Source organism: Bacteroides mediterraneensis, from assembly GCF_900128455.1.
Lineage (GTDB): Bacteria > Bacteroidota > Bacteroidia > Bacteroidales > Bacteroidaceae > Phocaeicola > Phocaeicola mediterraneensis.
Map to the genome: position 1 here is coordinate 2,914,374 of NZ_LT635783.1, position 24,640 is coordinate 2,939,013.

Below are 24,640 nucleotides of genomic sequence, written 5' to 3' on the forward strand. Positions count from 1 at the left end.
ATTCATCCTACCGTATTAAAATTTGATATTCTGGAGAGTCACTGATTACATGATTCTCATCTACAGTTATTTATTTTGTCAAAGAATAATACCCTACCTCATATTCTCCCGTTTCCGGGTTCTTGGCTATGGCATAAATACGCCGTTGTTTACCCGCAACAGCTATTGAGATGTTAAGCCTGTCTGTTTCAAGGCTCTTGATTTTTTCTCCGTGGGTATTTAAGACCAAGATATGAGAGGCAAGAAAAGTCTCTTCGGGAAATTGCTTTCCTGTACGGCCGGAAAACAATAAATATACAAACTCGTCATCCAAATCAGCCGAACAAATTCCCATCGGAGTATTTTCAGTTACGGCATCCTCCGTGTGTTCAGTAGGTATATATTCCTTGAAGCAGGATTCCCAGGTACCCCCTTCTCTGGCAAACAATTCATAATAATATCCTATCGGGGAATGGTACAGCATCCTATCCCGACGGTCATTTATATGCAATACGCCCTGATACAGATAAAACGGAGACATCTTCATGCCTTCTTCTTCGGGATAATTCCCGAAATAAGTGACGGTGTCTTGTGCCAGGCAGAAATATTTCCCATACTTGCTGTCGCCCAATCCTATTTTCTGGCTATCATCCACATAATATGCATATTGCATCCCCTCCACTTTTTGAGACTCAGCTTCACTATAGAAGAAAGAACGGACGGGACGGAATGTACGGGTCTGCAAAATCGAGTCCAGGTTATAGACCAGCGTCTTTCTGCCCGCAATGTCAACCACCTGAAATTCCTTCTCATTTATCTTGTCAATAAATTGTCCATATAAGATATCATCGGGTCCTGAACCCTTTTGTCCTCCAGATAACAACGGGGAAGATGCACCGAGGCGGAACAATGTATACGTATTATTCTCTACAGGGTCATGAACCAAAACCAGTGAATCAAAGACCTCAATAGCGGTTGGCTTAAAGAGGAAATCACTCTTGACCGGATGAAAACAAACCTGCTCGGCCACGTTGAAACCATACAGGGCCATAGGTGATTCTTTTTGTTTGCATCCACACAAAAAGCATAAAAGAACTAAAAATTGAAATTTTTTCATATTAATCACATTATTATGGAAGTGGTATTTTTTTAAATACCACTTTGTTTATTTATAGTGTATTGGATTTTACGTATCCACTACCAGGACGCGCTCCATCGCAATAGCAAAACATCATCATATTATTTTTACAATAATAAAGAGTCATGCCTAGACTCGTACAACGAATTGCCTCTGGAGTAGCCAATGCTTCCACATTAGCCATCGCCAAATCTGACATTTCAACTTCCTGCTGTGAAGCATATACACTATAATCAGCAACCAAAGCAAATGAGGATGTAAAAACTAATTTCAAAATATTCTTTTTCATTTTACTTTAAATTTTGTTTGCAGACACGTAATTCATGTTTCCACTCTTTGTTGTCTCTCATTTTTTGACTGTTCCCCAAAAGTCCAAAGTAAAGGACTTCTCGGGGATATTGCCATATATCGTTATAGTACGCCGGAAATCACCAGACTCCTCGGCTTTATACTTCACATTCAGAATTACACTTTCACCGAGCAGTATCTTATCCTATTCGTAATCGCTTGGAAATAACAACTTAAACATTAATAAACTTAGATTTCCAACAACGAGTCACCACATACATCTTCAGAACAGTATTATCGCAAGTACAAGTATTCCAACCGAATCACACTATCCAAAGTGTCATCAACCCGTACCCACGTATGATCATTCTTGTAAAACAAAACATAACCTTTCATTTCATCTCCTTCACCTAAATCATTTCTAAGAAATTTCGAAACGGAAACCTTTCCCGTTCTTTTATCGAACAGCACCCATGTGATGTCCTTACTCATCATATCAGACCGATGGAATGTATGGTAGGAAAACAGGATAAAACGATCCGAACAGGCAAACTGGTGAACAATCGAACGACCGTCCAGTTCTTGAGGCGTCAAATCACGCATTCCTTTCACTGAAAGAGGAATTGCCTGTTTTACATCAAAGGTGTACATCGAACGGAGTGTGTCGGCTGTTACAAGGGACAGTTCATCCCAGTTCCTGTCATAATAGTAAGCAGATGAGCCGTTCCAATTATACATCACGGGAAAATAGTGGAACCTGCAAGCTTCTGTCACATGCGAAGAAAGACTCTTTTTAAAATGTCCCATATTATCCAGCCAGACACCTTCAGGCTGTTCATGACCTGCATAAACAGGGTAAAAACAAACCAGACTTTCTTTTTCCAACTTCACCATGTCCAGAAAGAAAGATTCCATAGGAAAGGAGGATATGTAATTGCCTGAATAATCATACTCCTTTAACTTCATGTCTCCTTTATCAAAGATGCATATATGTTTTCGATAAGGATCCAAACACCACGCACCGATACGCTTTATCTCTTCCGGTCCCTCACCGAACGCATTTAACCGCGCAAATAACTGTCCGCTTTTTTCATCAAAGACAAAAATGCCTTCCTGCCCGCTATCCTTGACAAAGAGTTTACCGTCATCAAAAAACAGTCCTGAAACACCGTTGATTGGCAAGCTGTCACTTAGCTCAAGTGTAACAAATGCTGTAGAATCTACGAAACTTGAATAATTTATTACATGTTCTGTCTTTGATAGGTCAACCTGTATCGGTCCTGATAAGCTCTTTTCCTGACATGCAGCCAGAATGAAAATGCAACAAAGCAGATAAAAACAATTCTTCATATTCTCACAATTAAATATTCATTTACCAAATGAATTCTGACATTCAACTTATAGTATTTTACTTTAAACAATTACTTCTTATCTTCTGTATTTAAATAAAAGAAAAAGACATCGGTTCCACCTTCGGGATTTAATGCCGTGTATAAGATTCTATCATGATATTGGTCATATACAAAACCCAATGAGTAATGAGGAAGAATATAAGTCTTCAGATAATTCAAATCCCAATCGAAAACCACAATTCTGGAAGAAGCATTATCAATCTTCTCAAAATCTTTTTCTCTTATATTCTGTTCCAATACATATACAGCTTTATCTGAGGAGGTTATATCTCTACAGCAGATCATATTATCTCCACTCAGATGATCGCCATCAACTACTGTCGGACTAATTTCTTCATCCCCTAATTGGACTGTCTTCATTAAAGTGTTATTCGAGTCATAAAGAAATAGCAGATTATAATATCCCATTGCCGAAACAACTCTATTGGATGCAAAGTTTAGAGTTACACGATTCATATTCATAACTGTGAAATCACCCTGAGGCAACTGTAGGATTTTGGGAAATTCAACCCAATTTATCTTATCCTCATTCGAATCATAAATGAAATACAATCCGCTACCAGAATCAATATTCCCTATAAAACAAGAATCACTCTTTAAATGTAAATCAGGTGAACCTATAAGCATAGTCGGCATCTTCATAGCCATTATTGCATCGGGCTTTTTTTGAAGAATCTTTTTTACATTTATGTCCTTAAAGGCTGCTGCATTAACATCGTAAAGGCTTATAAGACCGCTATTATCGTTCGTTTTCTTTAAAAAAAATGGGAACTGGAAATCTTCAGGTCCATGTCCTATGACTCCACAAGCTCCTCTATAGGCAAAATCCGAAGAGTCATACATATAAAGGATACTATCAGTACCTCTATTTATAAAAACAGATAATGTATCATAAACTCCTATTTTATCAACATTCAATAGCTGCTTTGCTTCAATTCGATGAACCTCAGGATTTATAATATTATCCTCTATAACTATCTCTTTTTCTCGGTCAGTTCCATTGCATGAACATAAAACTAAAACTATTAAAAGAAAGAAAATATTTTTCATACGCAATTCTGATTACTGTTTTAATTCTTCTGTTATCATTCATTCACTACCTATAAACTTATTCTCTTACAGCTAATTATTTTCAGCGGATTTCAAAAAACCTTATTCGTTTCCACCAGATAAAGCAAACTCCACCAATAGATTCTCTTCTCTGTTGGCTATCGCATAAACCATATCATCAGAATTGGATACACATATTTGCGACAATGGCAAATCCGTTTCATATTTGCTCACAGGGTTACCATCCCAATCTATCTGATATATCACATTTCCCATAAAGGCTTTTTCCTTATAGTCTTTCAACGTCCTATCCGAATACAACAGATAAACATATCTGTCCGTAGCATAAGCACTGATAAATCCCATCTTATTTTCTGCACTCATAGGAGCGGTACGATATTTTTCATTCCCTTCAGTCCTGTATATAGGATATCCTCCTACCCACTGGTATGTTCTGACTATCGCTTCCGGCTGTACAGAACACAGCATAAAAATAGGAGCAAAATTTATGGCATAGACAAACTTATCCAAAGAAGGCTTTGAGCGTAACATTCCTTGATAGGCCATTCCTCTTAAACGGTTGTCTATATTCTTTTCTTTATCATCTCTGTAAGGATACTCATAAAAATACTTTTCATCGCTTCCCCCTTCGATCAACGCGAACATGCTTTTCTCATAAAATCCCAGCCCCACAAATGTGTTATTAAACTTTGATAATAACATATCAATGCTGTTAATCGTATCACTGGTTATTTTAGTATAATACGGCAACCCCTTCTTCACATTTTCCAGATTTATCCGTATCAGACTATGTTTATAATAGTCATATACGCAGACACACGAATCGGCCTTATCCTTTTGCAAGGAAGCTACCTGCAGGAAATCCCTACTTCCCTGTCCTCTTTCCCCAAACCGGTAGATACGTTTATTGTCTGACAGATCGACCATTGTAAACAGACTGTCTCCCAGATCATCATAAAAAATGACAGAAGAGTCAGCATATATCATATAGAAAGGCCTGCCCATAATAAGCTCTTCCGACAAACAGTCCTTAACAAGCACACTTTTTTTATGAGTGAACAGGGCATCAAAATCTTCCATGCTTTCAGATTTTTGACAGCCGACAAAAACAAGCATAAAAAACAAATACAGAAAAACTCGATTTTTCATAAGTACCTTAACAGAATAATTGTAAAAATTGAATCAAGAGATTTATCCCTTCATAAATTCAAAGGAAACCGAACCAGAACCGGGTCCGGATGATAAGCTATCGCATACAAACTACCGTCATCTTTGGATACCTCGATTACCTTCAATGGCACATCCGACTGATAACGTTTCTGTAGCGTACCGTCCCATCCGTAAACTTCTATCGTATAACCGCTGAATGCCGCATCCTTATCATCCCGGTAGTTTTTTCCGGAATAAAGCGCATATACATACTTCTCAGTGGCACACACATCCAGATAGCCTACAGGAGTGTCCGTTTCTATTGCCGGACTATTATATTTATATTTTGGAAACGATTCCTGAATCTCTTTGACAAGATTCCAGTGCTCACCGGACTGCTCATAAAAAGTCAGAATCTTGGCTTTGTATATGGCCTGCACAAAACGGTTACGGTGAGGACTTGCTGCCAGTTTGCCCTGATACACATCACCAAGGACAAATCCGTCTAACTTCCTTTCTTCTTCATCCCGATAAGGATATTCACCAAAATCACCTACTTTCTTTCCATTGCCGTCCAAAACGGTAAAACGGTTGTGCTTATGCAAGCCGGTTACAATATAGCGGTCGTGCTGCACCGGCAGCATCTCAAAGCAAATCAAAGAGTCCGCTAAAGAGAACAAAGATCGGAATGAGATTCCCTCATCCCCATGCTGCATCATGAAACATTCCTTCTTGCTCACGTCAAACAGAATCAGACGATTGTTCATATCCGGATAAACAGCACCGACAAGCAGAAACTCATCCGGCCCCTGCCCGATTTTGCCATATTCGGACACCTTCCTGTCTGAAAGATGTACGAAATGAAGGAAACCATCCTGATTCGAGTCTACGATGACCAGCACCGAATCATTCTCCCAGGACATGTCCTTTACTTTACCCAACAACAGTTGGTCTTCATCAAGCACTACTGAATGATGCAAGTCTATTTCAGACACGTCTTTTCCCTTGTCGGGCTTGCAAGATACCAGACAGGCTAAAAATATTATATGCAAAACATATTTATACATTAATCAAATCAATTTAAAAATAACGGAATACTCAATCAGGGTAAAGAAAATTTTACAAGAACTGGGTCTGGATTATTTGAAAATGCATATATCGCCCTGTCATCCTTATCCACACAGAACCGGAATACAGGCAGATTCAAAATATAAAAACTAAAAAAATCTTTTTCATACGCACTTTCATGATTAAATATATCAAAACTATTTTCTGTTTTCTCAAATGTGTCCTGTCATTAAAAAGGATACCTTACAAATAAAATATAGCATCAATCCATAAAACAAAAACACATCTCAAAAATAGATATTTATATGATTACAAACCGACCCAAAGTATAGATATAAGATAGACAGGCCTCTAAACCAAAAGGCAAAGAACTACTTGTATATTAAGTATTTACAAAATAATCAGACTCTCATAAATAGACAAATGCATTCATCAATATTCCCAAAGCCAGACATCAAGACTTTTTTCCTTCAGATTTTCACCAAGCACTGAACAAATCTTATTCTTTATACGTAATTTACTCCTGGATACTGAGGCTGGAGCTATATTCAAGAAAATAGAAATTTCAGTAATGGAAAAACGGAGTTTGATCAAACTACATAATATTATTTCATGTTCGCTAAGGACAGACACCTCTTTCGACAAACGTTGTGTAAATTTCTGAAAAATATTGTCAGCTATTTTACACACATCCTTCAGTTCTGTTTCATTCAAATAGACAGGTTGCAGATGAAGTTTACGTAAGAATGGTGCTTGCGTCAACAGCAAAGAGCATAGTTCTTTTTCCCTCTTTTCCAATAACAGAATCCTGTCAGATAAAGTCTTTACATCAGACAGTTCATGACCTGAGATGGAATAGGAAGCAATCTTTTCATGTAGCATATTTTTCTCCAACGACAAACGCTCATTTTCCTTTTTCAGCTTCTTAAGTGCCTCTACCTGCTCAACATAAAGCTCTTCTTTCTTATTGTTCTGCTCGAACTGTGACTGAAGTTCTGCAATATATGATTCGTTCTTTTCAACTTCTAATTCTTTATCATGTAGTTGCAAGGCTAAACGGGTTAACTTTTCTTCTTTCTGATGTATGGCAATTCGTTTGTGCAGATAAATATAAATAAGTAAAATACCCAATAACAGAACTATTACTATAGTAAACATCCACCAATAAGTGATATTGGATTTTTCCAGTTCTAACCTTTGCTTTTCTGTTGTCAGTCTTTCATTGTCATATTTTTCCTTGTATGCTATAATCTCCTTGCCTTTGTCAAGGGTTGTTATAGAGTCATTATAGAATAGCAATGAATCACAATAGCTTGTCAAATATTTATGGTACTTGGGCTGATTCCCTAATTTGTACAAGAACTCATATACGGAAGCTTTTGTATAGATATTATCGGTGAGCAATGCTTTATTAAGATAGAAGTAAGCTGAGTCATATTGCTTGAGATAGAAATAATTTTTTCCAATCAGTGATGATGACTGGAATTTCACAGGAAAGGATTTCAGAATTTCCAATGATTGTAAGAACCGTGAACTGTTTTTATATACAAGTGCTATTTCAGTCTGGATGTCATAATAATATGCATTATTATCAAGTCCTAACTCAACGGCTATATCGCTACATTTCTGATAGGTTTCAATAGCTTTGGGGAGTTCATTTAAGATGCAATAGCATCTGGCCAGATATTGTAATGCCCCCATCTGATACCGCTTATTGGAATCCTTCACTGCATAATCGTATGCTTTAGTACATGCTTCAAGCGCGTATGTGTTGAGTCTACGATATAAATATAGTTTTCCCAAAGAAGACATAATAAGATATCCGGTTTTATAATCTTCTGTTTTCTCTACTTCTGTTTTGCCTTCCAGATAATACTGCATGGCTTCCTCTATATTGCCAAGCTCATAGTTTATATCACCCATGTAAAGGGCGGACATTGCTTTTCTACGGGCATTATCCGTAGACTTGTAATAATCGTACGCTATCTTCACAAGCGAATCGGAAGGAATTTTCATTATCAGCTTCACCTTTGCTTGTGAGGTCAGCAGGCACCACAGCGCATGATTCTCTTTGTCTTTACGTGCAGACGGAATCGGCATGGACTCCAATATGTGCAGCGCACTGTCGGGATGGTCAAACATCACCTCCTCCGCCTTTGCGAGTTCTGGCGTTTGCTTTGTTACTTTATGATTCTGGCTGCATCCTACAGTCATTAAAGTAGTACAGATTATGATAATTATATGGGTTCTTATTTTCATGATTGGGTCCTTTTGTTGCTAAATTACAAAAAGTATCAATTCTACATTTTACATATTTCTGAATATTCATAAAGATTTCCTTCACAATACTTTATTTCCATAGGTTTAGAGCGACCTATTCGTTACCCCCCCCAAAAAATCGTATTCTGTCTTCTTAGGAAAAACCGATATCCTTTTCATCTTAATTACATTTAAAATTTTGTCATGACGAAATTAAGTATAAAAATTGTCTTTATAAAAATTGTTCAGGACCTCAATCCATACAAGAAACACAATCCACTATAATACAGACACATGCAATCAATAAATGTCAGTTCATGTCAGTTGGCTCCAAAGGAAGAATCAGACGATAAGCTCCGTTTCCGTCACTATGCAACGTAACGGATGAGAATTGTTTAAGCTTCTTCCTAAAGCGTTCAATCATTTTATAAAAGCTGTCCAATGAATATTCTTCAAGGTCTTTACCCATAATCTGATAAATCTCATATTTGGTCAATGTGTGGTCGGATGCTTTGAGAAAGTGCTCCAACAGCACAGACATGGCAGGGGAAAGTTTCTCAATGACACCGTTACCATCACAAAACAAACGCTGTTCGGCATCAAAAAACACATCGTGCTCCAGTCTGTAGACACGGGCCTTTATATGTCTGGTCTTATTGCGTGATTTGACAGGAAGTGGCGCTTTTTCGACTATCTTTTCCACCACCACAGTTCGTTTCGAAACCAACTGATTCAGTCTGTCGTAAAACAACCAGAAAAAAATATACATACACCAAAGAAGGACAACCGTTATAACCATTCCGCCCGGTAGAAGACTCCACCAGGAATAAGAAATATAACCGGATAATTCAATCTCCAGACGATAACCCAAATAGGTGGAGACCAGACTATCCGACGGAGCAAACTCTTCCAGTGTTCCCGAAGCAAAGCTCGAAACTTTTCCCGACAAATCGGTTATTCTGGAACAGACCCCTGTTTTACCTTTTATATCGGATAATGCCAACTGCTTATCCCAGGCATAGTGCAAGGAATCAGAAGGAAATGGATATTTCTCAAGAATTAAGCTGAGATAAATATTCTTATCTCCATCTTTAAAATAAGCATTATTCCGCCTGTGTAAAGGAAGATGATAAACATGAGTTCCATCTTGTAATGCAAATACCACAGAATCTGGAATATCGGTTTCTAAAGTCTTTTGCTGAAATAAAGAAGTGATAGTATGGAAACCATATTTCTCCATTTTATCCAATTTCTTCAGTTCGTTTCCCACTGCCTCAAGAAAGACAGCTTTAGCCTGCCTATTCCATGCTTGCTCACGTTGCTTACACGCATTGAATATCAATATACCATATACTATAGTAAAAAGCATACAAGCAACTAGTACTCCTATCCTGATAATATTCTTTCTTTTAACTATATATGTCGTATTCATTACATTACTTTATACACATATACAAAAAGATGCCTTTTCTCTTGAAAACAACTGTCTCTCTGCGCATTTTTTAATTAAGGATATGCAATACGGTTAAGCAGGATGTATGATACACTACATTATTAATGACAATCCAGTTTTAGTAATGGTAAAATGTAATTTTAAACATCTATGGATGCCAACAATCGAATCCGAAAACTGACATTAGCGATCTCTCAAAATCGAGTTCTTTTATTTCTTCCATCCTATGATGCTACTCTGTTCGCCAGTCTGCTATCGTACCTGTTTCAGATGAGAACACTGCTCCTATTTTATAGAGCTTACGCTGGTCTGCTTCGTACTCCCGCACATAGCCTTTTTCCTTGATCTGACGCAGGGCTTCTTCGGCTGTTCCATCCAGTTTAAACTCGAATATATAAACAAAGTCTGGAGTTTCCACGATACAGTCTACCCTGCCGTGACTCTGCACCTTTTCCGTATATACCGTATACACGCTGATAAGGCGCATCAACAGATAGAACGTATAGTGGAAATAACGCTCCCGTTCACGCTCATTTTCCTTACGGCGCATGGTGTACGGAATACTGGCTAAAAAGGAAGTAAGACTTGTGCGGAAATCGTCCAACTCTCCTTTTTTAAGGCATGTCACTGCGTTTCTTATCCATGAAGGAGTATCTCCATTCGAAAAATAGCTGGAAGCCACCATCGTAAGAAAGCCACGCTTCACCTCCTTATTCGGATAATCCAAAAGGAAGGTGTTTTCTTCCAAATCGAAATCCTTTATCGTCAAGTAGCCGCTTTGGTAAATCATCGGCAACGGCTGTTCCACGTTGGCCTTGTAGTCGATGAACTCTTCCGCAGAATAGTACTTGCCCGTGATTTCGTTCATATTCTCGTCGGTGTGAGACAGTAGCCGGACAAGATAAGTCGGCGTACCGCTCTTGAACCAGTAATCAGATATATCCATCGAAGCAAACGCATTAAGAAGACTGAACGGATTATATACATCAGACAATTTCTTACTGAAATGATAACCATCATATTGTGCTTTAAGCATCGCCCGCATTTCATCATACGAACAACGGTACACTTCCGACATGGCCTCCATCGGCTCCCGGAAAGTAGCATCCAGTTCTTCCTGAGATATGCCGCATAGCGTCTCATACTTGCCGTGCATACTAATGTCGAAAGGCTGGTTGAAACCGCTGAACACACTCACCTGCGAAAACTTCGTCACACCGGTCAGGAATACAAACTGAAGATGCTCGTCGGCACTCTTGAAAGCGGAATAAAAGGCTTTCAATGTATTCCGGTTCCGCTCTTCCAAGGAAGCGTCTGTATCCAACACGTCCAAGATGGGTTTGTCATATTCATCAATCAGGACAACGGCCCTCCTCCCGGTATGCTCATGGGCCGCACGAATGACCTCGGCAAAGAAATCGCCCAGCCCCAAATTACGGCTCTTTTCGGGCAAAGCATACTGGTCGGCCCACGAAGAAATGTAATAACCGAGCTTTCTTTCCAGTTCGCCGGGAAGCGTGAAATCTGTTCCGTTGAAATCCAGATGAAATACGGGATAGACTTTCCAGTCCTTCTCCAGCGCGTCTATCTTCAACCCTTTGAACAGTTCTTTCCTTCCTAAGAAATAGTTCTTCAAGGTAGAAACAAGAAGACTCTTCCCGAAACGGCGCGGACGGCTGAGGAAGTAAATCTTACCTTCCTTTACCAGACTGTAAACCAAATCTGTTTTATCCACATAGACATAGCCGTCTTCTATCAACTGGTCGAAACTTTGGATTCCTATTGGGTACTTCATCTTGATACAATCTTACAATTTGACTTTTTAGATGCACACATACAAAAATAACTTTTTCTTTTGAAAGCAACTGTCATTTTGCTCATTTTTTCTTCTTCAGAAAAGGAAATTCAGCCCTCAGGTCAATCCTCATGCACAAACTGTGCAGGAAAAGAAGCTCCACAAATTCAAGAAGAAAAGAAAGCTCCCTAAAATAGGAGATGAAGGAAACAAGAAAGCTGTTTCAGCAACAAAAAGAACACCAAGAAGCGAAATAAACCTTCATTCAGTCACGCCGGAAAATTTCATATTCACGCTTGAAATAGAAAATAAAGTCCTCAAAAATCTTCATTTTAAGACCTGCAAAAAAGATACAAGTGCGTTTGCCCGGAAGCTCCTAAGCGTTTGCCGGAAAACGCAAGGACGTTTGGAGTAAAACGCCTTTACGTTTGCCTCCGAACGTCAAAGCGATTTTTCCAGATTTTCATTTTTATTCTCCCGGGACGACCGTTTCACTCCCCTTCTCCCTCTCTACAGACTGCTGTGGGGCAGATGAGGTTTTCGGGTTCCAAAAGGCGGCTGCACAGAAGAGGCTTTTTGCTGCCAGACACAGTTAGAAAAGCCCGTCAATTTCACCCTTTTTGACAGGGATTTCTCAAAACAACAAACATTCTGACAAAAAAAAGAATGTCATCCCCGAAGCAAGAAAGACTCCTGAAAGCCTTTGCGGGAATGACATTCCTTATTTTAAATCATCTCTGGCGGCGCACTCACACGCCCCGCATCTTAAATGCCCAAAGATTTCTTTACTGCATCTACTTTTTCTTTGGCGTCGGCCAATGCACCTGCATAGCACTTCGGACAATGCATTTCGCCCTTGATTTCCATGTAGAACTTAATCTTAGGTTCTGTGCCGGAAGGACGTACAGAAACTTTTGTACCGTCGGCTGTAAAGAACTGAAGCACATTGGAAGGTTCCGGCATATCCAGGTCTGTAGCTTTTCCGGTGTTGTCGGTAGCCTTCAAGGTCTTGTAGTCTTTTACCAGAACCACTTCCGAGTCACCCAGTTCTTTCGGCGGACATGCACGGAAGTTGTCCATCATGGCCTTGATTTCGTCAGCACCCGTCTTACCCGGTTTCACTACGTTGACAGTCACTTCCAGTGAGAAGCCGTATTCTACGTAGATTTCCATCAGTATGTCATACAGAGTCTTGCCCTGGTCTTTGGCCCATGCGCAGATTTCAGCCAGCAGTGAGCAGGCAGAAACGGCATCTTTATCACGTACGAAGTCTTCAGCCAGGAATCCGTAGCTTTCTTCACCGCCACCGATGTATTGTTCCTTGCCTTCACGCAGACGGATTTCACGGGCAATCCATTTGAAACCAGTGTAGCAGTCAAGCATCTTGATGTGGTTCTTGTCGGCCACTTTCTTAATCAGCTCTGTGGTTACGATGGTCTTCACGATGAACTCGTTGCCTTTCATCTTACCCATAGCGATACGGTTCTTGATGATGTAGTACAGGAAAATCAAGCAGGTCTGGTTACCGTTGATCAATACCCATTCGCCCTTGCTGTCCTTGCAAGCCATACCCACACGGTCGGCATCGGGGTCGGAAGCCATCACGATGTCGGCATCGATTTCCTTGGCCAGCTTGATGGCCAATGTCAGTGCTTCTGCATTTTCCGGGTTCGGAGATACCACTGTAGGGAAGTCACCGCTCTTCACCATCTGTTCGGCCACGCAATGTACGTTTTCAAAGCCCCACAATTTGAGTGACTGCGGAATCAACATCATACCAGTTCCATGAATCGGCGTGTAGACAATCTTCAGGTCTTTCTGACGCTTGATCACTTCCGGGTCGATAGACAAGGTGTGTACCTGACGCAGGTATTCGTCGTCGATTTCCTTACCGATAATCTGAATCAATTCCTTGTTGCCCTGGAACTTGATTTCGCTCACGCTGGAAATCTTGTTCACTTCGTCGATGATGCCCTTGTCGTGCGGAGCCAATACCTGTGCACCGTCGTCCCAGTAAGCCTTGTAACCGTTGTATTCTTTCGGATTGTGCGAAGCCGTGATGTTGATACCGCTCTGGCAGCCCAGATGACGGATGGCAAATGACATTTCCGGAGTAGGACGCATGTCATCGAACAGATATACCTTGATGCCGTTGGCCGTGAAGATGTCGGCAGAAATTTCCGCAAACTTGCGGCTGTTGTTGCGGCAGTCGTGCCCTACCACTACCGAGATGTCTTTCTTTCCGGCAAAGCATTTGTTCAGGTAGTTGGCCAAGCCCTGTGTAGCGGCACCTACCGTGTAGATATTCATTCTGTTGGAACCGGCTCCCATGATGCCGCGCAAACCACCTGTACCGAATTCAAGGTCTTTGTAGAAGGCATCTATCAATTCCGACTTGTCGGGATTTTCAAGCATGCGTTTCACTTCAGCCTGTGTTTCGGCGTCGTAGGCAGCCGTCAGCCATGTCTGAGCTTTCTCAGTACACTGTTGAATCAATTCATTGTTTTCCATGATTATACTGTTTAATAAATAATAAATTACATATCAATAACACTGACAAAAATAGACCATTCAGATAAATTATCCTAATAAAAAACGACGTATTTTTTAGAGTCATTCCAAAAAGATTGCAGCTTCGGGATTTCTTAATATCTTTGTAACCGCTTAACAAATACGAAAAAATGAGACAGAAAATGATACTGGCACTGACCTTGGCGGGGGTACTCTCCGGACAGGCCCAGAATGTCACCGACAACTACTTCCGTTCTCCGTTCGACTTCCCGATTCTGCTCAGCGCCAACTTTGGCGAGCTGCGCCCCAATCATTTCCACAACGGACTGGACATCAAGACACAAGGGGTAACCGGCAAACCCATTTACTGCATTGCCGACGGCTATGTATCGCGTGTGGCGGTATTGCACGGAGGATACGGACAGGCTCTCTATATCACCCATCCCAACGGACTGACTTCGGTGTACGGACACGTGGTTTCATTTGCCAAGAACATACAGGCTTACGTGCGCCAATACCAGTATGCGCACGAAACGTTTACCTGCGACCTGAAATTCCAACCCGGACAGTTCCCGGTGAAGAAGGGGGATATCATTGCCCTGAGCGGCAACGAGGGGGCTTCGGCTGGACCTCACCTGCACCTGGAGCTGCGGCAGACGGAAACGGGAGAATACATTGACCCCATGCCTTATTTCAAGCGTTTCCTGAAAGACAGCAAGGCGCCCGTGGCCAGCCTCATCGGCATTTATCCGATTCAGGGAGAGGGCGTGGTGAACGGCAGCACGCAAAAGAAACTGCTCAACGTGAATGCCCTGAGACAGCCCATCCACGCGTGGGGGAAAATCTACACGGGCATCAGCGCCAAGGATTACATGGACGGCACCTCGAACTTCTACGGCGTACACTCGGTCACGCTTTATGTGGACTCGGTACAAGTGTTCAACAGCACGACCGACCGGGTGCTGCCCGACGAGAACCGCATGATCAACGGGTTTACGGACTACGACGAGCTGACCCGCACGCGGCGGCTGATTATGCGTTCCTATAAGTTGCCCGGCAACCGTCTCCGACTGCTCCGCACGGATGAGAACCGGGGTGCTGTAAACATCAACGAGGAACGGGACTATCATTTCCGCTACGTGCTGGAAGACAATTTCGGCAACCGCAGAACGTATGCATTTACCATAAAGGGCAAACGGCAGGACATTCCCGCCTACAAGCCAGAGGCTGACGAGATGCTTTACTGGAACCGGACCAACATCATCCAGCAACCGGGCATGGAACTGGTGGTGCCCCGCTACTACGTATATGACAACGTGCCGCTCCACACCCGCGTCAAGGGGGACAGCTCGCACATCGCCTTCGACTATGTGCTGGATGCCGGACGGACGCCTATCCACAGCTACTGCGACTTGTCCATCGGCCTGCGCCACAAGCCGGTGGCCGACACCACGAAATACTACATCGTGCAGAAGGCCGGCAAATGGCGGAGTTCCATGGGCGGAAAATACGAGAACGGATGGGTCAAGACCCGGATACGTTCCCTCGGCACCTTCTCTGTCGACGTGGATACCGTGGCGCCGAGAATCACTCCCGTCGGACAGGGCGGATGGCGCAGCAACCGGCAAATCCGGTTTCGCATCAGCGACACCGAATCGGGTATCGGCACCTACAAGGTGTACATTGACGGGAAGTTTGTCCTCTTCGGCCTGAAGAAAGGCATCCTGGTGATACAAGACCCGGAAAAGGTGAAAAAGGGAGTTCCCCACAAGGCCGAGGTGACCGTGACCGACCAATGCGGAAACACGGCCCGCAAGGAATACAAGTTCTGAAAGAATCAATAACTCAAATCATAAACAACCTACCTACATGAAAATGAAAAAAATAATGCTGGCTGTCTTTCTGCTGACAGCATGTATTGCCAACGGATGGGCATGTACCAACTTCATTGTCGGAAAGAAAGCTTCGGCCGACGGTTCCGTCATCGTTTCTTACTCGGCCGACTCTTACGGCATGTTCGGCTACCTGTGCCACTACCCGGCTGCCCAGCATGCACCGGGCGAGATGCGCGACATCTACGACTGGGATTCGGGCAAATACCTGGGCAAAATCAAGGAAGCCAAACAGACCTACAACGTCATCGGCAACACGAACGAGTTTCAGGTGACCATCGGGGAAACCACTTTCGGCGGACGTCCGGAACTGGTGGACAGCACCGGCATCATGGACTACGGAAGCCTGATTTACGTGGCCCTGCAACGTTCGCGCACGGCCAAGGAAGCCATCAAAATCATGACCGACCTGGTGAAAGAATACGGTTACTACAGCAGCGGTGAATCGTTCTCGATTGCCGACCCGAACGAAGCCTGGATCATGGAAATGATTGGAAAAGGACCGGGCGTGAAAGGGGCTGTATGGGTGGCTGTCCGTATTCCGGACGACTGCATTGCCGCTCATGCCAACCAGAGCCGTATCCACAAGTTCGACATGAACGACAAGGAGAACTGCCTGTATGCACCCGACGTGGTTTCCTTTGCCCGCGAAAAAGGCTATTTCAGCGGCAACAACAAGGACTTCAGCTTTGCCGATGCTTACTGCCCGCTCGATTTCAGCGGCCTGCGTTTCTGCGAGGCACGTGTGTGGAGCTTCTACAACATGTTCAGCAAGGCGACCGGACAGTCTTACCTTTCTTATATCCAGGGCGAGAGCAAGGAGCCAATGCCGCTTTACGTGAAACCAGACCAGAAGATTTCGGTACGCGACATCCAGCATGCCATGCGTGACCACTACGAAGGTACTCCGCTCGACATCACCAAGGACATGGGTGCCGGCTGTTTCGAGATGCCTTACCGCCTGTCGCCGCTGACCTTCAAGGTGGACGGACAGGAATATTTCAACGAACGCCCCATCTCTACCCAGCAGAGCGGTTTCGTGTTCGTTTCACAGATGCGTTCCAACCTGCCCGACGCCATTGGCGGTGTGCTCTGGTTCGGTCTGGACGACGCCAACATGACGGTCTTCACTCCGGTGTACTGCAACACGGACAAGGTGCCTTATCCTTACCAGCAGGGACACGGTGACTGCGTAACCTTCTCATGGGATTCCGCTTTCTGGATTTACAACTGGGTGGCCGACATGATCCGTCCGCGCTACAACCTGATGGTGGAAGACATGCGCACCGTGCAGAACAGCCTGGAAGATACTTATGCACAGGCACAGGAAGGCATTGAAAGCACGGCCCTGAAACTGTATCAGCAAGACCCGGCCAAAGCCAAGGAATTTCTGACCAATTACACGCAGATGACGGCACAGACTGCCGTAGACAGCTGGAAGAAACTGGGCGAATTCCTCATCGTACGCTACAACGACGGTGCCGTGAAACGCATGCAGAACGGACAGCTGCAACGCCCGACTACCGGCAATACAGCTCCGCTGGACCGCCCGGGATACAGCAAGGAATTCTTGCAGGAACTGGTGAAATCGACCGGCGAACGCTACAAAATGAAAGAACTGAAGTAAGCAGATTTTCTTCTGCTTTCTCGTTCTACAATCAAAAGTTATGATTATTTTTGCAAAAAATAAAATACAAGCGAATCTGAAGAAACTCAATGATAGAGAAACATATCGTACTCGAAGATATTGACCCGGTGATTTTCTATGGCGTGAACAATGCCAACATGCAGATGATCAAGGCCCTGTTTCCCAAGCTGCGGATTGTGGCGCGCGGAAACGTCATCAAAATCATGGGAGACGAGGAGGAAATGTGCGCTTTCGAAGAGGCCGTCCTGGCTCTGGAGAAGCACTGCGTGCAGTACAACTCGCTCAACGAAGAAGTGATTCTGGACATCGTGAAGGGCAATGCCCCGAAAATTGAAAAGACGGGTGATGCCATCGTGTTCAGTGTGACGGGCAAGCCGATTACTCCGAGAAGTGAAAACCAGCTGAAGCTGGTGCGCGAATTCGAAAAGAATGACATGATTTTTGCCATCGGTCCGGCGGGTTCAGGAAAGACCTACACGGCCATCGCCCTGGCGGTACGGGCCCTGAAGAACAAGGAAATCAAGAAAATCATCCTCAGCCGTCCGGCCGTGGAAGCGGGCGAGAAACTGGGATTTCTGCCCGGCGACATGAAGGACAAGATTGACCCTTACCTGCAACCGCTGTATGATGCGCTTCAGGACATGATTCCGGCGGCCAAGCTGAAGGAATACATGGAACTGAACGTCATCCAGATTGCACCGCTGGCCTTCATGCGCGGACGTACGCTGAACGACGCGGTGGTCATCCTGGACGAAGCGCAGAACACCACCACCCAGCAAATCAAAATGTTTCTCACCCGAATGGGCATGAACACCAAGATGATTGTGACGGGCGACATGACGCAGATTGACCTTCCCGCCTCGCAGACTTCGGGACTCGTGCAGGCCATGAAAATCCTGAAAGACGTGAAAGGCATCAGCTTCATCGAACTGAACAAGAAAGACATTGTCCGCCACAAGCTGGTGACCCGCATCGTGGAAGCCTACGAGAAGTTCGAGGAAAAAGAGAAAGCGGAAAGAAAACAACTGCGCGCTGCCAAAGAAGCCGAAAAGACTCCACAGGCATGAACATAACGAATCCTATTCATTACTAAACATAACAAGACAATGAGCAAAGCATTAACAAAAACAGACTTCCACTTTCCTGGACAGAAAAGTGTGTATCACGGAAAAGTACGTGATGTGTACAACATCAACGATGAAAAGTTAGTAATGGTTGCTACCGACCGTATCTCGGCATTCGATGTCGTGCTGCCGGAAGGTATCCCTTATAAAGGACAGATGCTGAACCAGATTGCGGCTAAATTCCTGGACGCTACCACAGACATCTGCCCGAACTGGAAACTGGCTACTCCCGACCCGATGGTTACCGTGGGTGTGATGTGCCAGGGATTCCCTGTAGAAATGATTGTACGTGGCTACCTTTGCGGAAGCGCATGGCGTGCCTACAAGAGCGGCGTGCGTGAAATCTGCGGTGTGCGTCTGCCGGAAGGCATGAGAGAAAACGAGAAATTCCCTCATCCGATTATCACTCCGACCACCAAGGCCGAAATGGGTATGCACGACGAAGATATCTCCAAAGAAGAAATCCTGGCCAGAGGATTGGCTACTCCGGAAGAATATGCCATCCTGGAGAAATATACACTGGCTTTGTTCGAACGCGGAACTCAGATGGCGGCTGAACGTGGCCTGATTCTGGTAGACACGAAATATGAATTCGGAAAGCACAACGGCCAGATTTACCTGATGGACGAAATCCATACACCGGACTCCAGCCGTTACTTCTACTCAGAAGGTTATCAGGAACGCTTCGAAAAGGAAGAACCGCAGAAGCAGCTTTCAAAGGAATTCGTTCGCGAATGGCTGATGGCCAATGGCTTCCAGGGCAAGGAAGGACAGCAGGTGCCTGAAATGACTCCGGCCATCGTGGAATCTATCAGCGACCGCTACATCGAGTTGTTTGAGCACATCACGGGCGAAAGCTTCGTAAAAGGTGACACAGACAACCTGGCCAAACGTATCGAAAAGAACGTAACCGACTATTTGTTGCTTTAATTTAAAAGCATCTGACCCTAATCTCCCTTTGCGGAATGAAACGGCTTTCATTCGCAGAGGGAGATTCACCATCACATTGTCCCATCTTAACTTTCCACGCATGTCTCATTACCCACAAGAAAATATCAAGCCATACAACGAAAAAGAGGGCAAGGCTGCCCAGGTAGAAAAAATGTTCGACCACATCGCACCGGCATACGACAACCTGAACCACCTGATGTCATGGGGCATCGACAAAAGCTGGCGACGGAAGGCTATCCGCCTGCTGGAACCTTATCATCCCCAGCACATCATGGACGTGGCTACCGGCACGGGCGACTTCGCCATCCAGGCCTGCCAAATGCTGCAACCGACCGAGCTGATTGGTACGGATATCTCGGAGGGTATGATGAACGTGGGACGCGAGAAGGTGAAACAGCTGGGACTCGACCAACAGATTTCTTTTGCGAAAGAAGACTGTACGGCACTGTCCTTCCCCGAAAGCCGGTTTGATGCCATCACGGTGGCATTCGGAATCCGCAACTTCGAGCATCTGGACAAGGGCCTGAAAGAGATGTACAGAGTACTGGTGCCCGGCGGACATCTCGTCATTCTGGAACTGTCGGAACCGGCACATTTCCCCATGAAACAGGGTTACGCACTTTATTCCAAATTCGTAATTCCGGCCATGGGCTGGCTGCTTTCGAAAGACCGCAGCGCCTATACTTACCTGCCCGAATCAATCAAGGCTTTCCCCCAAGGAGAAGTCATGCAGGAAATTATCCGGAAGGCCGGCTTCAGCGAGGTAAAGTTCAAACGACTGACCATGGGTACGTGTACACTCTATTTTGCGACAAAATAACTAATATCTTTGAACCTTATGAAAAAATTTGGCTTAATCGGTTATCCGCTTGGACATTCTTTTTCCAAGAACTTTTTCAATGAAAAATTCCATTCAGAAAATATTGACGCGGAATACGTGAACTTTGAGATTCCGACCATTGAAGAATTTCCGCAAATCATCAAGACCAACCCCAATCTGGTGGGCCTGAATGTGACCATCCCTTACAAGGAAAAAGTGATTTCGTATCTGGATGAACTGGACAAAGACGCGCAGGCAATCGGGGCTGTCAATGTCATCAAAATAGAGCATACCAAAGGGGGCCCCAAACTGATTGGCTATAATTCCGACATCATCGGGTTTGTCCGTTCCATCGAGGCCTTGCTGGAACCCTACCACAAAAAAGCGCTGATTCTGGGTACTGGCGGAGCTTCAAAAGCCATTCATCAGGGGTTGAAACAGCTGGGGCTGGAAACGCTGTTCGTATCGCGCAGCAAACACAATGATGAAGTTATTACGTACGAAGAAATTACACCCGAAATCATGCAGGACTACAAGGTGATTGTGAACTGTACGCCGGTGGGCATGTATCCGAAGGCCGACGAGTGTCCGAATATCCCGTACGAACTGCTGACTCCGCAGCATCTGTTGTACGACCTGCTCTACAATCCGAACACCACGCTTTTCATGAAGAAGGGAAGCGACCAGGGAGCCATCGTCAAAAACGGGCTGGAAATGCTCTTGTTGCAGGCTTTCGGGGCATGGGATATCTGGAACAGCTAACCACAGACTCAATATCCATTTTCAATGACCACAAAAAAGAAAATCCTCTGGTCGGCAGGCATCGTGATACTGCTGGTCGTGGGAATCGTCGTCGGGGGAGGTCTCTACCTGATTGATTTTGCGCTCCGCCCAGAAAACCGGGGGAAAAACATGGTGGAATCTGAAACTTTCATGCGAAAGGAATATCCTCAGATTGTCCAATGGCTGGACAGTCTGGAGGAGCATCATGCGCTCCGGGATACGTTTATCCTCGCACCCGACGGCATCCGGATGCATGCGTTTTATGCACACGCTTCCCGCCCTACTGCCCGCACGGCGATTATCGTGCACGGCTATACGGACAATGCCATCCGCATGTTTCACATCGGGTATCTCTACAACCATTCGCTGGACTGTAATATCTTGCTGCCGGACTTGCGCTATGCGGGACTGACGGAAGGGGATGCCATCCAGATGGGGTGGCTGGACCGGAAGGACGTGAAGCAATGGATAGACGTGGCACCGGCTTTGTTCGGTGATTCCTTGCAGGCGGTGGTGCATGGCATCTCCATGGGGGCGGCCACTACCATGATGCTGTCGGGGGATGCAACACCCGACTACGTGACTTGCTTCGTGGAAGACTGTGGCTACACCAGTGTGTGGGACCAGTTCAGCAAGGAACTGAAAGGATTGTTCGGCTTGCCTCCTTTCCCGTTGCTCTACACGGCCAGCTGGATCTGCCAGCTACAGAACGGATGGAACTTTCAGGAGGCATCGGCTTTGTCGCAGGTGGCGAAATGCCGCAAGCCGATGCTGTTCATCCACGGTGACAACGACGACTTTGTACCGACGTGGATGGTGTATAAGCTTTATGAGGCCAAACCGGCTCCCAAAGAGCTGTGGATTACGGAGGGTGTGGACCATGCCCATTCCTACAAGCTGTACCCGGACGAATACACGGAACGGGTAAAGGATTTTACAGAAAAATACTTACACTGACTCTCAGAAGAAGGCGGTCTTGAAACAGAAGCTCTGAACAGGCCGACTTACAATTTCTAAATAATACCCTAAAAAAATCTCCTGCTTCAGTCCTCATTTATCTTCGATGAAAGGACGAAAGCAGGAGATTTTTTACGTTGGAATTCCAATGGATCAAATATTGACTTTCACGATTTTATTTCTTTGAGAGGGACGCTTTCTGTATCGGTCTGCCTCTCTCCGAATCAAGCCTGAAGTTCCTCACATTCTTTCAGCCACAGCGCTGCACTGGCATCGCTCGGCATGCGCCAGTCTCCCCGCGGACTCAAGGAAACGGAACCGACTTTCGGACCGTCGGGCAAGCAAGAGCGCTTGAACTGCTGGGCAAAGAAACGACGGTAAAAATTCGTCAGCCATTTCTTGATGGTCGTGCTGTCGTACGTTCCGCGGAAAGCAATCTCGGCCAGATAGAAGATTTTGGCCGGACGGAAGCCGAAACGCAGGAAATGGAACAGGAAGAAGTCGTGCAGCTCGTAAGGACCTACCAAGTCTTCGGTCTTCTGCTTGATGTTGCCGTTCTCGTCGGCTGGAATCAGTTCCGGACTGATTGGGGTATCGATGATGTCGAGCAGGGTATTGCGGGACAAGGTATCCACTCCCGTCTGTGCCACCCAGTTGACCAGATAACGTACCAAGGTCTTGGGGATGCTGGCATTCACACCGTACATTGACATGTGGTCACCATTGTAGGTAGCCCATCCCAAGGCAAGCTCCGACAGGTCGCCAGTACCGATGACCAGTCCGCCCAGCTTGTTGGCGTAATCCATCAGAATCTGCGTCCGCTCGCGGGCCTGTCCATTCTCGTAAGTCACATCGTGTACCGACATGTCCTGACCAATATCCTGAAAATGCTGAATACAGGCATCCTTGATGCTGATTTCCTTCGTGGTCACTTGCAGAGAAGCCATCAGGGAGAGGGCATTGTGATACGTGCGGTCGGTGGTTCCGAAACCTGGCATGGTCACTCCCACGATTCCTTTTCGCGGCAAGCCCAGCTTGTCGAAGGTCTTGACACAGACCAACAGGGCCAGCGTGGAGTCCAGTCCCCCGGAAATACCCAATACGACGGTCTTGCAATGGGTATGCACCAGACGTTTGGCCAATCCGGCCACCTGGATAGAAAAGATTTCCTCGCAGCGCTCGTCCAGCTGACGGCTGCCTGAAGGCACGAAAGGATGCGGTTCTACCAGACGGGTCAGACTCAATTCACGCGAAGAAACCAGTTCCGTACTGATATGCTGTACCGGTATCTCCTGATGAGTCCGTACGCTAGCCGCAAATGTGGTGTTCACCAAGCGTTCCCCTCTCAGACGCTCCACATCAATCTCACTGATGACCAGCTGCTCTTCGAAAGAGAAACGTTCGGAAGCGGCAAGCAGACTGCCGTCTTCGTAAATCAGGGCATTCCCCGCGAAAACCACGTCGGTAGTCGATTCGCCAAAACCGCAGGAAGAGAATACGTATCCCGCCAGGCACCGCGCCGATTGCTGCGCCAGCAAAGAACGGAGGTACTGGTGCTTACAGATATTTTCCGTATCGGCCGACAGGTTGAAGATAATCTCGGCTCCTTTCAGTACCAGTGTGGAACTGGGGGGTACGGGCGCCCATACATCCTCGCAGATTTCTACGCCAAAGCAGACCTCTGGCGTATCGAAGAGCAAACGGGCACTCATGGGAACCACCTGTCCGCAGAGACGGACGGTGGTGGAATCGGGATGAGCCACCGACGGAGTGAACCAACGCTGCTCATAAAATTCTTTATAGTTAGGAAGGTAAGTCTTAGGCACGAGTCCCAGAATCTTTCCCTTCTGAAAAATCACCGCACAATTCATCAGAGTGGAATTCACCATGACCGGCATGCCGACAATGGAAATAATATCCAGCTGACGTGTGTTGTTGACTATCTGCATCAGGGCGAACTCCGCCTGCTCCAGCAACAAACTCTGGGCAAACAAATCTCCACAGGAATATCCGGTCAGGTTCAATTCCGGAAAAGCGATAATCTGTACGCCCTTCCCATCGGCAATGACAATCTGTTTCTCCGTCTGCTGCGCATTAAACTTGCAGTCGGCTACCTTCACGGCAGGAATAGCAGCCGCCACTTTTACAAAACCAAATCTCATATAAATTTGTTATATATAATATAGTGATGCAAAAATAAACAATATTTACACACGCCCCTATCCTGAAGCAGGAGATTTTAACGCAGAAGTACAAAGTAAAAAAAACAAAAAACTGAGCGTTCTATTTGCTAGAAGAAAAAATCTTTGTATATTTGCCTTCGAATTAGAATTGTAACAATT

General features: G+C 45.0%; 20 protein-coding genes. 8 read left to right on the forward strand and 12 right to left on the reverse strand.

Features of this window, described 5'->3' with window-relative positions; translation table 11 throughout:
- Positions 1–70 precede the first annotated feature (70 nt).
- From BQ7480_RS12455 to BQ7480_RS12500, 10 genes are all read right to left on the reverse strand, one after another.
- A complete protein-coding gene (locus BQ7480_RS12455; protein ID WP_072543115.1) occupies positions 71–1,030 on the reverse strand; it encodes a hypothetical protein in 960 nt (319 codons plus the stop codon).
- Positions 1,031–1,148: 118 nt separating this feature from the next.
- Complete coding sequence (locus BQ7480_RS12460) at positions 1,149–1,406, reverse strand: NVEALA domain-containing protein (RefSeq protein WP_072543116.1); 258 nt, start codon at positions 1,404–1,406, stop codon at positions 1,149–1,151.
- A 57-nt stretch (positions 1,407–1,463) separates the two neighbouring features.
- Complete coding sequence (locus tag BQ7480_RS18235; protein ID WP_317043168.1) at positions 1,464–1,604, reverse strand: DUF1573 domain-containing protein; 141 nt, start codon at positions 1,602–1,604, stop codon at positions 1,464–1,466.
- A 95-nt stretch (positions 1,605–1,699) separates the two neighbouring features.
- On the reverse strand, positions 1,700–2,755 hold the full coding sequence (locus tag BQ7480_RS12470; protein ID WP_072543117.1) for a 6-bladed beta-propeller: 1,056 nt from the start codon (positions 2,753–2,755) through the stop codon (positions 1,700–1,702).
- 71 nt (positions 2,756–2,826) lie between these two features.
- A complete protein-coding gene (locus tag BQ7480_RS12475) occupies positions 2,827–3,867 on the reverse strand; it encodes a BF3164 family lipoprotein (RefSeq protein WP_072543118.1) in 1,041 nt (346 codons plus the stop codon).
- Between the two features lie 102 nt (positions 3,868–3,969).
- Positions 3,970–4,968: a BF3164 family lipoprotein gene (locus tag BQ7480_RS12480; protein ID WP_161946436.1), complete on the reverse strand. Its 999-nt coding sequence runs from the start codon at positions 4,966–4,968 to the stop codon at positions 3,970–3,972.
- 119 nt (positions 4,969–5,087) lie between these two features.
- Complete coding sequence (locus BQ7480_RS12485) at positions 5,088–6,104, reverse strand: BF3164 family lipoprotein (protein WP_072543119.1); 1,017 nt, start codon at positions 6,102–6,104, stop codon at positions 5,088–5,090.
- A gap of 433 nt (positions 6,105–6,537) precedes the next feature.
- Positions 6,538–8,364: a tetratricopeptide repeat protein gene (locus BQ7480_RS12490; RefSeq protein ID WP_022354747.1), complete on the reverse strand. Its 1,827-nt coding sequence runs from the start codon at positions 8,362–8,364 to the stop codon at positions 6,538–6,540.
- Between the two features lie 310 nt (positions 8,365–8,674).
- Positions 8,675–9,796: a hypothetical protein gene (locus tag BQ7480_RS12495; protein ID WP_072543120.1), complete on the reverse strand. Its 1,122-nt coding sequence runs from the start codon at positions 9,794–9,796 to the stop codon at positions 8,675–8,677.
- 253 nt (positions 9,797–10,049) lie between these two features.
- Positions 10,050–11,612 carry an ATP-binding protein gene (locus BQ7480_RS12500; protein ID WP_072543121.1) on the reverse strand — a complete coding sequence of 521 codons (1,563 nt, stop codon included), beginning with the start codon at positions 11,610–11,612 and terminating at the stop codon, positions 10,050–10,052.
- Between the two features lie 142 nt (positions 11,613–11,754).
- On the opposite strand from BQ7480_RS12500, the gene BQ7480_RS12505 reads away from it, so the two are divergent.
- A complete protein-coding gene (locus tag BQ7480_RS12505; protein ID WP_072543122.1) occupies positions 11,755–12,027 on the forward strand; it encodes a hypothetical protein in 273 nt (90 codons plus the stop codon).
- Between the two features lie 350 nt (positions 12,028–12,377).
- On the opposite strand, the gene BQ7480_RS12510 is transcribed toward BQ7480_RS12505, so the two are convergent.
- Entirely contained in the window at positions 12,378–14,123 is a 1,746-nt protein-coding gene (locus BQ7480_RS12510) for a phospho-sugar mutase (protein WP_072543123.1), read from the reverse strand.
- Between the two features lie 170 nt (positions 14,124–14,293).
- Here BQ7480_RS12510 and BQ7480_RS12515 point away from each other — a divergent pair, with 170 nt between their 5' ends.
- The 7 genes from BQ7480_RS12515 to BQ7480_RS12545 all read left to right on the forward strand — a co-directional run bounded on the left by BQ7480_RS12515 (position 14,294) and on the right by BQ7480_RS12545 (position 22,298).
- A complete protein-coding gene (locus BQ7480_RS12515; RefSeq protein WP_072543124.1) occupies positions 14,294–15,955 on the forward strand; it encodes a M23 family metallopeptidase in 1,662 nt (553 codons plus the stop codon).
- A gap of 37 nt (positions 15,956–15,992) precedes the next feature.
- Positions 15,993–17,642, forward strand: a complete 1,650-nt coding sequence (locus BQ7480_RS12520; RefSeq protein WP_072543125.1) for a C69 family dipeptidase — start codon at positions 15,993–15,995, stop codon at positions 17,640–17,642.
- 89 nt (positions 17,643–17,731) lie between these two features.
- Positions 17,732–18,730, forward strand: coding sequence for a PhoH family protein (locus tag BQ7480_RS12525; protein ID WP_072543126.1), 999 nt, complete (start codon positions 17,732–17,734; stop codon positions 18,728–18,730).
- Between the two features lie 39 nt (positions 18,731–18,769).
- Positions 18,770–19,717, forward strand: coding sequence for a phosphoribosylaminoimidazolesuccinocarboxamide synthase (locus BQ7480_RS12530; protein WP_022354740.1), 948 nt, complete (start codon positions 18,770–18,772; stop codon positions 19,715–19,717).
- 100 nt (positions 19,718–19,817) lie between these two features.
- Positions 19,818–20,558, forward strand: coding sequence for a bifunctional demethylmenaquinone methyltransferase/2-methoxy-6-polyprenyl-1,4-benzoquinol methylase UbiE (gene ubiE, locus BQ7480_RS12535; protein WP_072543127.1), 741 nt, complete (start codon positions 19,818–19,820; stop codon positions 20,556–20,558).
- A gap of 18 nt (positions 20,559–20,576) precedes the next feature.
- The gene (locus BQ7480_RS12540) at positions 20,577–21,320 is read left to right on the forward strand and encodes a shikimate dehydrogenase family protein (RefSeq protein WP_022354738.1); all 744 of its coding nucleotides are present in this window, start codon (positions 20,577–20,579) and stop codon (positions 21,318–21,320) included.
- 24 nt (positions 21,321–21,344) lie between these two features.
- Positions 21,345–22,298: an alpha/beta hydrolase gene (locus BQ7480_RS12545; RefSeq protein WP_072543128.1), complete on the forward strand. Its 954-nt coding sequence runs from the start codon at positions 21,345–21,347 to the stop codon at positions 22,296–22,298.
- Between the two features lie 224 nt (positions 22,299–22,522).
- Here the strand turns inward: BQ7480_RS12545 and BQ7480_RS12550 are convergent, their stop codons facing one another.
- Positions 22,523–24,460 (reverse strand): NAD(+) synthase, encoded by a 1,938-nt coding sequence (locus BQ7480_RS12550; RefSeq protein WP_072543129.1) that lies wholly within the window; start codon positions 24,458–24,460, stop codon positions 22,523–22,525.
- Positions 24,461–24,640: the final 180 nt, after the last annotated feature.